The following is an 11179-nucleotide window of genomic DNA, read 5'->3' on the forward strand; positions in this document are numbered from 1 at the left end:
GATGAACACCATGCACAACCACGTTCAACACGCCTCCGTTTTCATCCTGACGCCACCGTTTGCACCACCCTTGCGCCGCACGGCGCTGGCGCTGCTGCTGGCCGGCTGTTTCGGCGCGGCGCAGGCCAATCCCGCCTTGCCGCAGGTGGTCAACGGACAGGCGACGTTCAACCAGCAGGGCAACATCTTCTCGATCACGAACACGCCCAACACCATCATCAACTGGCAGAGCTTTTCCATCCATGCGGGCGAAATCACGCGCTTCATCCAGCAAAACGGCAATAGCGCCGTACTCAACCGCATCACGGGACAAGACCCCAGCAAGATCCTCGGCGCGCTCGAATCGAACGGCAAGGTCTTCCTGATCAACCCGAACGGCATCGTCTTCGGCCAGGGCGCGCGCGTCGATGTGAACGGGCTGGTGGCGTCCAGCCTGGGCATGACGAACGAGGATTTCCTGGCCGGCAAGCGCCAGTTCACGGCCGGCAGCGTGGCCGGCGGCGTCAGCAATGCGGGCACCATCAACGCTGGCAAGGGCGGGCAAGTGCTGCTGATCGCGCCGAACGTGGAAAACACGGGCATCATCACGGCGCCAAATGGCGAAGTGATCCTGGCGGCCGGGCGCAGCGTGCAGCTGGCCGACCCCGGCAATCCGCAATTGCGCGTGCTCGTCTCGGCACCGACCGACCAGGCGCTGAACCTGGGCCAGATCATCGCCCAGGGCGGCAGCATCGGCATGGCCGGCGCGCTGGTCAGCCAGCGCGGCGTGCTCAACGCGAACAGCGCCGTCGTCGGCGAGAACGGCAGGATCGTTCTGAAGGCCAGCGGCAAGGCGCTGCTCGAAGCGGGCAGCGTCACTAGCGCCACGGGCGCGCTGGGCAAGGGCGGCGACATCCAGGTGCTGGGCGAACAGGTGGGCTTGCTGGGCAATGCGACCATCGACGCCAGCGGCACCACGGGCGGCGGCACGGTCTTGTTGGGCGGCGACTACCAGGGCAAGAACGCGGCCGTGCAGAATGCGCGGCAAGTGCTTGTCGGCAAGGACGCCAGCGTCAAGGCCGACGCGATCAACAGCGGCAACGGTGGCAAGGTCATCGCCTGGGGTGATGACTCGGCGCAGGTGCACGGCAGCATCTCCGCGCGTGGCGGCGCGCAAGGCGGCGACGGCGGCTTCGTGGAAACCTCCGGCCATTCCCTGGCCGTCGACGGCATCCGCATCGATACCAGCGCCCGCTCCAGCAGAGGCAAGCGCGGTATCTGGCTGCTTGACCCATTCGATATCGATGTGGTGCAGGGCAGTGGCGGCAGCCTCGATGATGTAGACCAGTTCCTGGAGGGGCCGCCCGCCAGCAGCACCAGCATCGGTGCCGATACCATCTCCAACGCCAGCAGCAATGTGATCTTGCAGGCCCAGCACCGTATCAATTTCAGCGCTGCCGTCAACATGGTGCATGCCGACATCGGCCTGAGCGCCACGGCTGGCGAGACGATCAATGTGTACGCGCCCATCACCACCAATGGCGGTAACGTGACCCTGTCGGCGAACGACGCCAGCAGCGGCGGCGCGTACGGCGCCGGGTCGAACGTCATCCTGAACGCGGCGATCACGACGAATGGCGGCAGCGTGTCCCTGTCCGGCGCCAGCGTGGTGGGTGCGGGCGTAGTCAGTGTCGGCAACGGCAACCTGTCCCTGCGTGCCAACCATGCGGGCGGTGAAATCAACCTGATGGGCGGCGGCGCGCGGCTGGTCGGCAGTGGCATCGCCAACCAGAGCGTGACCCTGCAGGCGGACAGTATCACGCTCGGCGGCACCTTGAATTTCGGCGGTAGCGCCGCAGGCGCCAACGTGACGCTCAAGCCCCTGAGCAGTTCGCGCATCATCGACCTGGGCAGCAAATCCGGTGGCGCCCTGGGCCTGACGGCAGACGAGCTTGCTGGCATCTCGGCCGCGTCGCTGACCATCGGCGACGGCACGAACACGGGTGGCATGCGGATTTCGGATGCGCTCGCCAGGACCGGTGATCTGCACCTCAATTCAGGTTCCGCCATCACGGCCACGGGCGCCGTGACGGTGGATGGCAGCTTTGTACTCGACGGCGGCAGCTGGGTGCAAAACGGGGCGGTCCTGCCAGGATTCAGCGCCAGAAGCTTTGCCATCGGCAGCGGCGCCAGTTTCCTGCGCGCGGCCGGCGGCGACGGCGGTTCGTCCTCGCCTTATCTGATCGCCGATATCTACGGCTTGCAAGGCATCGCCAGCCTTGGGCTTGGCAACAGCTATCGCCTGGCCGGCAATATCGACGCCAGCGGCACCGCGAATTGGAACGCTGGCCAGGGCTTTATGCCGATCGCCGGCGGCGGCAGCGGTTTTTTCGGCGTCTTCGATGGCGGCGGATTTACTCTCAGCAATTTGAAAATCGATCGCAGCCTGGCCTCCGGTTCGGCGGCAGGTCTGTTTGGCACCGTGCAGGGCGGCACCTTGCGCAACCTGACCCTGAGCGGCGGCAGCGTCACCGGCACGGCCAACGTGGGCGCGCTGGCGGGCGAGGTCGTCAGCGGCGTCATCGATGGCGTGAACAGCAGCATGGCCGTCAGCGGCCAGCGCAATGTCGGCGGCCTGGTGGGCAGCAATGGCGGCGTCATCACCTTGTCCGCCAGCAGCGGCGCCGTCACAGGCATCAATGCCGATGGCGGCGGCGCCATCGGCGGCCTGGCGGGATTGAATGCGTCCGGCGCCCGTATCGCGACTTCGTACGCCACTGGCGTGGTGACGGGCGCGCGCGAAATGATCGGCGGCCTGGTCGGCAATAACCAAGGCGCGCTGAGCCAGTCTTATGCCACCGGCAATGTCACTGGCGCGCGCAGCATCGGCGGCCTGGTGGGCCTGAACGGCGGCAGCATCGACGATGCGTATGCCAGCGGCGCCGTGGGCCGGGCGGGCGTTGCCGATCCCATCCTGGCCAGGGAAAACATGGGCGGGCTGGTCGGTGAAAGCACGGGCAGCGTCAGCCATGTCTTCAGCAGCGGCGCCGTGACTGGCGACGGCTATGCGGCCGTGGGCGCGGTAGTCGGCCGCGTGTCCGCCGGTTCTCCGTTCAGCTATGGTTTTTTCAATTCTGAAACGTCGCTGGTGCAGACCGATCCAGGCGGCTCCAGCGGCCGCAGCACGGCGCAGATGCAGCAGCAGGGCAGCTTCAACGACTACGATTTCAGCAGCGTTTGGCGCATCTACGAAGGCTACACGACGCCGATGCTGAAGGCTTTCCTGAAGCCGCTGCAAGTGAATCTTTCTGGCAATGCCGCGGGCAAGGTCTACGATGGCCAGCTGGCTGCCTTCCTCGGTGCAATCGGCTATGTGGGATTGCTCGACGGCGATGCCGGCGTGAATGGCAGCCTCGGGTACGGCAACGCGCGCAACGTGGGCAGCTATGCAGCGACGGGCCTGTGGTCGACCAAGTACGACATCACGATGGGCGGCACGACGACCTTCGCCATCACGCCACGCGCGCTGACGGTGAGCCTCGGCGGCAATGGCAAGATCTATGACGGCACCCTGGGTTACGACGGCGTCAACTTTGTGCTGGGCAATGTGGTTGCGGGCGACAACATCAGCATCAGCGGCAGCGCCGCCTTCCTCGACAAGAATGCGGGCGGCAGCAAGGCCGTGCACGCCAGCGGCCTGGCCCTGGGCGGCAATGAACTGGGCAACTACAGCCTGGCCGCGACGACGGTGGACGGCACGGCGGCCATCACGGCACGCATCCTGAACTATGGCGTCACGGGCGCGCAAAGCCGCGTCTACGATGGCACCTTGCAGGCGGCCCTGAATGGCTACTTCGAAGGCCTGGTGACGGGCGACCAGGTCGGCATGGCCGGCTTGCTGGGCAGCTTCCGCGACAAGCATGTCGGCACCGGCAAAGTGGTTGATTACCAGGTGGCGACCGGTCACCTGACGGGCGCCGATGCGGGCAACTATGTGCTGGGCAGCAATGCGGGCAGCACGACGGCCAATATCACGGCACGCGCCCTGAATGTGAGTGTTAACGGCATCAACAAGACGTATGACGGCACGACGGGCGCGCAAGTGAGCTTTGGCGACGACCGCATCCAGGGCGATGCCTTGAACGTGAGCGGCAGCGCGGCCTTTGGCAACAAGAATGCGGGTAGCAGCAAGGCGGTCATGGTGACGAATGTGGCGCTGGGCGGCGACGACGCGGGTAACTATGTGCTGGGCAGCAATGCGGGCAGCACGACGGCCGACATCACGGCTCGCGTCCTGAATGTGAGTGTTAACGGCATCAACAAGACGTATGACGGCACGACGGGCGCGCAAGTGAGCTTTGGCGACGACCGCATCCAGGGCGACGCCTTGAACGTGAGCGGCAGCGCGGCCTTTGGCAACAAGAACGCGGGTGCCGGCAAGGCTGTCACGGTGACGAACATGGCGCTGGGCGGCGACGACGCGGGCAACTACGTGCTGGTCAGCAATGCAGGCAGCACCACGGCCGATATCGCGGCGCGCGCGCTGAACCTGTCCGGCGTGGCGGGCAACAAGGTCTACGATGGCACGACGGGCGCGCAGCTGAACCTGGGTGATGACCGCATTGCCGGCGACAATTTGACGGCCTCGGCAGTGGCCAATTTTGCGGACAAGAACGTGGGCGTAGGCAAGGCCGTGCAGCTCAGTGGCGCGGCGCTGACGGGCGCCGATGCGGGCAATTACTTTATCGTCTTGCCAACGGGCTTGCTGGCCAGTATCACGCCCGCCAGCCTGACCCTGGCGGGCCTGAGCGCCGCCGGTAAGGTGTATGACGGCACGACTTCCGCTACCGTCAGCGCCACGGCGAACGGCGTGCTGGGCCTGGATGTGGTCAGCGTGGTGGGCGGCAGCGGCAGCTTCGCCGACAAGAATGCGGGTGCCAACAAGCTGGTGACTGCCAGCGGCTTCCGCCTGGCGGGCGCCGATGCGGGCAATTACACCCTGGAAATGTCGGGCGGCACGGCGCAGGCAACGATTGCGCAAAAACAATTGTCGACCTGGGTCGGCAGCGGCAACGGCTTGTGGAGCGATGCGGCCAACTGGGACGGCGGCGTGGTGCCGGAAGGCGCGAACGTGCTGGCTGTCGACTTTAGCAACAGCAAGGGCGTCGTCACCTACAGCGCGGCGGCCGGCAACACCGTCCTGAAAAACCTGAACTCGGCGACGGGCTTGCTGTTGACGGGCGGCAGCCTGACCCTCGGTGAAAGCGCGCTGGACCGCTCCGTGCTGGGCGGTCTGGCTGGCCTGGAAATCAACGGCGGCAGCTTGCTGTTGAATGGCAGCATGTCGGCGGAGCGCTATGCGCAAGGCGGCGGCATGCTGAGCGGCAACGGTAACTTGCTTGTCGCCAACAGTTTTAATCAGACGGCCGGTGCCATCCGGCTGGCGGGTCAGCTGGCCATTACGCAAGCGGCTGGCGATTTGCGCTTCGCCAGCCTGGCGGCGAGCGAAGTACGCTTGAGCGCCCTGAACGGCGCCATAGTCCAGGACGGTGCCTTGCTCGCCAGCAGCCTGGCTGCGCAGGCGCGCGACGGCATCGTGCTGGACCATGCGGGCAACCAGGTAAGCAGTTTTACCGCCAGCAATAGTGCGGGAGGCGGGATTACGCTGAACAATACCTCGGCGCCGGGCACCTTGACTCTGGGACCGCTGACCACGGGCGCGGGCAATATCGCCATCGACAACACGGGCGGCATCAATGCTGGCAACATCAATGCGAATGGCGGCAACGTCAGCGTGACGGCGCACAGCCCCGTCACCGTCAACGGCAAGATCGCGGGCAATGACATCGCGCTTAATGCCAGCACGGATGTCGTGCTGGGTGATGGCGCGCAACTGGCGGCGGTGCGCAATGTCAGCATGACGGCGGGGCGCGACATCAATGTCGGCGGCAATGCGAATATCGTTAGCGGCGGCAATTTCAGTGCCAGCGCGGAAGGCTATGTGCGCTTTGCGGACACGGCAAGCTTCGTCTTGCCGGCAGCGGGCAGCATGAGCGTGCTGGCGAAAACGGGCAACATCACGGGTGACTCGGGCGTGCGCATCAACCGCCAGCGTGCCAACGTCAGCTTGCTGGCGCCGAACGGCACGGTGAGCATGGCGGACGCCATCTTCCTGCCAGCGATCACCATCGACAAACCCGTGATCGACGCCGCCACGAGCGCGGCCATCGACGATGCCTTGCGCATCATCAAGCAGGCCGATCGTGCCAACGATACGCTCGCGTCCACGCCGGCAGCCAAGCCGGACGACAAGAAGAAGGAGAGCAAGGATGTTGCCGATGCCACAGATAAATCCACAGGATACAAATTTGATGACCCTACTAAAAAAATGTACTGCAATTAAGGCCTTGCTGTGGCTGGCCCTGATGTGCCTGGGCGCGCACGCCTGGGCCGGGCAAGTGGCCGGCACGGTGATGCAATTGAGCGGCCCGCTGATGGCCAAGAAAGTGGACGGCAAGGTGAAAATCCTGGCCATCAAGTCCGAGGTCGAGCAGGGCGACACCTTGCTGACGGAAAAGGACACTTATGCCTTGATCAAGCTGATCGACAATAGCGAAATCACCCTGAAGCCGAATACCAGTTTCGTGATCGAGCAATTCAGTTACACGGCCGAGCAGCCCGACGGCGACCACGCCATCTTCAGTTTGCTCAAGGGAGGCTTGCGTTCCGTCACGGGCCTGCTGGGCAAGCGCAACAAGGAGCGCTTCGAAATGAAGACGCCGGCTGCCACCATTGGCATCCGCGGCACGACGTTTATTGCCAGCTATGTCGCTCCCTCGGCAATGCCGCTGCCAACGGCGGCGCCATCGGCAGGACCAGGGCTGGCTCCCGGCCTGTATGTGCATGTGCTTGACGGCCTGATTCAGGTGAGCAATCCGGCTGGCGCGCAAAGCTTTGCCCCGGGCCAGTTTGGCTTTACGCCCAACTTCAGGCAGCCGCCTGTGTTGTTGCCCGTCAATCCAGGCCTGCAGTTCACGCTGCCGCCGGCCTTTGTACCGTCGCCATCGAGTGGGGGCGCCCCTGCCACGCCCGGCAAACCTGCTGCCATCGACTGCGTGGTGCGCTAGGTTTTCAAACAAGCCCTGCACACCGTGCAAATAGGGCTTGACCTTCCCATCATGGGATAGCAGATCCTGACCCTATTCGTTAATCTTTCGTACAGGATCTGCCATGAACCAGAGTGCACTCGCTCCCGCCAATTCCAGTCCTCCCCCTCCCGCCGCCGCGCATGCGCAGGCGCTGGCCATTGAAGGCATGAGCTGCGCCTCGTGCGTGGGCCGCGTCGAAAAGGCCTTGGCCGCCGTGCCCGGCGTGAGCCAGGTCAGCGTCAACCTGGCCACGGAAGTGGCCAAAATCACGTCCAGCACGCCGATTTCCCTGGTCACCTTGCAGGCGGCAGTGGAAAAGGCTGGCTATACGGTGGCGCAGCGCGAGATCGACCTGAACATCGCCGGCATGACGTGCGCCTCTTGCGTGGGCCGGGTGGAAAAAGCCCTGCTGAAAGTGCCGGGCGTGCTGGCCGCCAGCGTCAACCTGGCCACGGAAAGCGCGCGCATCAAGGTGACGGGCGGCCTGGAGGCGGGCACCCTGATCGCCGCCATCGACAAGGCCGGCTATGCAGCCAGGGTGCCCGCCGCCAGTCAGGCCAGTGCGTCCGCTGCCGCACCGAACCGCGACGGCATGAAAGTGGCATTCGCGGCCGTGCTGGCTTTCCCCCTGATGCTGCCGATGCTGCTCGAGTGGGCCGGCATCCATCTGATGCTGCCCGGCTGGCTGCAATTCGCGCTGGCCTCGCCGGTGCAGTTTTACTTTGGCGCGCGTTTCTACAAGGCGGGCTGGAAGGCGGCCCGCGCCGGCAGCGGGAATATGGATTTGCTGGTGGCGCTGGGCACGAGCGCCGCGTATGGCTTGTCCGTCTACCAATGGCTGACGGCGGGCGAAATGCTGCCGCACCTGTATTTCGAAGCGTCGGCCGTCGTCATCACCCTGGTGCTGCTGGGCAAATGGCTGGAAAGCCGCGCCAAGCGCCAGACGGCTTCGGCCATTCGCGCGCTGCAAGTCTTGCGTCCGGAATCGGCCCGCGTGCGCCGCGACGGCGTGGAAATCGACTTGCCCGTGGAGCAGGTGAAAGTGGGCGACCTGGTGGTGATCCGTCCCGGCGAGCGGGTAGCCGTCGATGGCGTGGTGGTGGAAGGCGCCAGCCAGATCAATGAGTCCTTGATCACGGGCGAAAGCTTGCCGGTCGATAAGCATCCGGGCGACAAGGTCACGGGCGGCGCCATCAATGCCGATGGTTTGTTGCTGGTGCGCACCCAAGCCGTGGGCGGCGAGACGACCTTGTCGCGCATCATCCGCCTGGTGGAAGATGCGCAGGCGGCCAAGGCGCCGATCCAGCATCTGGTCGACAAGGTCAGCGCGATCTTTGTGCCCGTGGTGCTGGTGCTGGCGCTGCTGACCATGCTGGGCTGGTGGTTCGCTACCGGCGAGCTGGAGAACGCCATCATCAATGCCGTTGCCGTGCTGGTCATCGCCTGCCCCTGCGCGCTGGGCCTGGCCACGCCGACGGCCATCATGGCTGGCACGGGCGTGGCCGCCCGCTATGGCATTTTGATCAAGGATGCGGAAGCGCTGGAAGTGGCGCACGCCGTCAATACCGTCGTGTTCGACAAGACGGGCACCCTGACGGTGGGCAAGCCTTCCTTGGCAGCCCTGCATGCGCATGGCATCGAGGATGCACGGCTATTGCAACTGGCGGCCAGCATCCAGCGCGGTAGCGAGCATAGCCTGGCGACGGCCGTGCTGGATGCGGCTGCCGCGCGTCATATCGAACCCTTGCCGGCCACGGGCCTGTCGGCCTTGCCGGGCCGCGGCTTGGCGGCCCACGTGGATGGTCTGGAGTTGAAACTGGGCAGCACGCGGCTGATGCAGGAACTGGGCGTGGACATGTCGCCTCTGGCGGCCCAGGCCTTGTCGCTGGAAAACACGGGCAACACGATTTCGTGGCTGGCGTCGGGATCGGAACTGCTGGGCTTGTTCGCCTTTTCCGACCAGGTCAAGCCGAACGCGCAGGCAGCCATTGCCCATTTGCACAGCCTGGGTATCCGCACGGTGATGTTGACGGGAGATAACCAGGGCAGCGCCGACGCCGTCGGCAAACTGCTGGGTATCGACACGGTGGCGGCGAAAATGCTGCCGGCCGATAAAACCGCTAAAATTGTCGCGCTGAAAGGCGAGGGCGCGAAAGTGGCCATGGTGGGCGACGGCATCAACGATGCGCCCGCGCTGGCGGCCGCCGACGTGGGCATCGCCATGTCGACGGGCACGGACGTGGCGATGCATGCGGCCGGCATCACCCTGATGCGTGGCGATCCGGCCCTGGTGGCGGACGCCATCGATATCTCGCGCCGCACCTACAGCAAGATACGGCAGAATCTGTTCTGGGCCTTCATTTATAACCTGATCGGCATTCCCTTGGCCGCCTTCGGCCTGCTCAACCCCATGGTGGCGGGCGCGGCGATGGCCTTCAGTTCGGTCAGCGTGATCAGCAATGCCCTGTTGCTGCGCCGCTGGAAAGCCCGCAGCGCGCATACCAAGGAGTCATAGGATGAATATCGGCCAGGCGGCAAGCGAGACGGGCGTATCGGCAAAAATGATACGCTACTACGAGAGTATTTCATTGTTAAAACCCAGCGCACGCAGCGACGCCGGTTACCGCATATACACGCCGAACGATTTGCACGCCCTGCGTTTCATCAAGCGCGGGCGGGGCCTGGGCTTTTCGCTGGAGCAGATCCGCGAGCTGCTGTCGCTGTGGCAAAACGACCAGCGCGCCAGCGCGGACGTGAAAGGCATCGCGCTGGCCCATGTCGCCGAGCTCAACAAGAGGATCGCCGAATTGACGGAGATGCGCGACACTTTGGCCCACCTGGCGCAATCGTGCCATGGCGACGACAAGCCCGATTGCCCCATCTTGCAAAGCCTGGGGCTGGCCGGAGACGCGGAAGCGAAAGCCTGTTGCCATTGAGGTAAATCAAAGGAGGTGGGGTATGGCGTATGCACTGTATTACTGGCCCGCGATACAGGGGCGCGGCGAATTCATCCGGCTGGCCCTGGAAGAGGCGGGCGCCGAGTACCGCGATATCGCCCGCTTGCCTGAGCGCAAGGGGCAAGGCCTGTCTGCCATGCTGGCCTGCCTTGATGGCGACAGCACGTCACAGGCCGCTTACGCGCCGCCCGTGCTGCGCGATGGCGATGTGCAGATCGGCCAGACGACGAATATCCTGTTGTATCTGGGCCGGCGCCTGGGGCTGGCGCCGCGCGTGGAAAGTGGCCGTTTGTGGCTGAACCAGCTGCAACTGACCATGGCCGACTGGTTAACGGAAGTGCATGACACGCACCATCCGCTGTCGATGAATCAATATTACGAAGAGCAAAAGCAGGCGGCCATGTTGCGCAGCGCGGATTTCCGCGCAACACGTTTGCCCAAGTTTCTCGATTATTTCACGCAAGTGCTGCTGAACAGCCGCGGCCAGTATCTGGTGGGTTCAAAACTGACATATGGCGACCTGTCGCTGTTCCAGATGCTGGCCGGCCTGCAGTATGCGTTTCCGCAAGCCATGGCACGCCTGGCTCCGCAGTATCCTGCCCTGCTTGCGCTGCACGACATGGTGGCCGCGCGGCCGAATATTGCCCGCTACCTGCGGTCGAAGCGCAGGATCGCCTTCAATGAGGAAGGCATTTTCCGCCATTATCCCGAACTGGACGGATAAAAAAAGGCTCTGTCATCGGTAAATAGGGGAACTGCCGGAATCTTCCCTTGGCATTGCTGTCTGACTCTGCATACTTACCACATAGGGAGCAGATCATGCAGCCAGCCGAATGGATGCGTTTTATCGCCCAGTTTGCTCACCTGAACCGACGCCAGCGGCAGACAGGCATGGCCCTGCTGTGTGGCAACGCACCGCATGACGCGACCATCGCGTTGCTGGAAAGCGTGGCGCAGCCGCGATTGGCCTGTCCCGCCTGCCGCTCGCCTCACCTGCACCGGCATGGCCATGCGCACAGCTTGCAGCGCTACCGCTGCGTGCCCTGCGGGCGCACTTTCAATGCCTTGACGGGCACGCCGCTGGCCCGCTTGCGT

6 protein-coding genes are annotated in these 11179 nt (G+C 64.4%); all 6 read left to right on the plus strand.

What is annotated here, in order from left to right; translation table 11 throughout:
* The first annotated feature begins 10 nt into the window (after positions 1-10).
* Complete coding sequence (locus tag CSQ93_RS17720; RefSeq protein ID WP_099379157.1) at positions 11-6382, plus strand: YDG domain-containing protein; 6372 nt, start codon at positions 11-13, stop codon at positions 6380-6382.
* Entirely contained in the window at positions 6351-7106 is a 756-nt protein-coding gene (locus CSQ93_RS17725; RefSeq protein ID WP_233516227.1) for a FecR family protein, read from the plus strand. Before CSQ93_RS17720 ends, CSQ93_RS17725 begins: the two co-directional genes overlap by 32 nt.
* 103 nt (positions 7107-7209) lie before the next feature.
* Positions 7210-9642: a heavy metal translocating P-type ATPase gene (locus tag CSQ93_RS17730; RefSeq protein ID WP_099379158.1), complete on the plus strand. Its 2433-nt coding sequence runs from the start codon at positions 7210-7212 to the stop codon at positions 9640-9642.
* A gap of 1 nt (position 9643) precedes the next feature.
* A complete protein-coding gene (cueR, locus tag CSQ93_RS17735) occupies positions 9644-10063 on the plus strand; it encodes a Cu(I)-responsive transcriptional regulator (RefSeq protein WP_099379159.1) in 420 nt (139 codons plus the stop codon).
* 22 nt (positions 10064-10085) lie between these two features.
* Positions 10086-10808, plus strand: coding sequence for a glutathione S-transferase (locus CSQ93_RS17740; RefSeq protein WP_099379160.1), 723 nt, complete (start codon positions 10086-10088; stop codon positions 10806-10808).
* A 95-nt stretch (positions 10809-10903) separates the two neighbouring features.
* The coding region (locus CSQ93_RS17745) for an IS1 family transposase (protein WP_199534444.1) at positions 10904-11179 on the plus strand (276 nt) is incomplete at its 3' end.

Source organism: Janthinobacterium sp. BJB426, from assembly GCF_002735705.1.
GTDB lineage: Bacteria > Pseudomonadota > Gammaproteobacteria > Burkholderiales > Burkholderiaceae_D > Janthinobacterium.

Excerpts from the sequence above, each read along its gene's own strand:
- cueR (WP_099379159.1), top strand. The coding sequence starts at position 9,644 with ATGAATATCGGCCAGGCGGCAAGCGAGACGGGCGTATCGGCAAAAATG.
- CSQ93_RS17740 (WP_099379160.1), top strand. The coding sequence starts at position 10,086 with ATGGCGTATGCACTGTATTACTGGCCCGCGATACAGGGGCGCGGCGAA.
- CSQ93_RS17725 (WP_233516227.1), top strand. The coding sequence starts at position 6,351 with ATGACCCTACTAAAAAAATGTACTGCAATTAAGGCCTTGCTGTGGCTG.
- CSQ93_RS17720 (WP_099379157.1), top strand. The coding sequence starts at position 11 with ATGCACAACCACGTTCAACACGCCTCCGTTTTCATCCTGACGCCACCG.
- CSQ93_RS17730 (WP_099379158.1), top strand. The coding sequence starts at position 7,210 with ATGAACCAGAGTGCACTCGCTCCCGCCAATTCCAGTCCTCCCCCTCCC.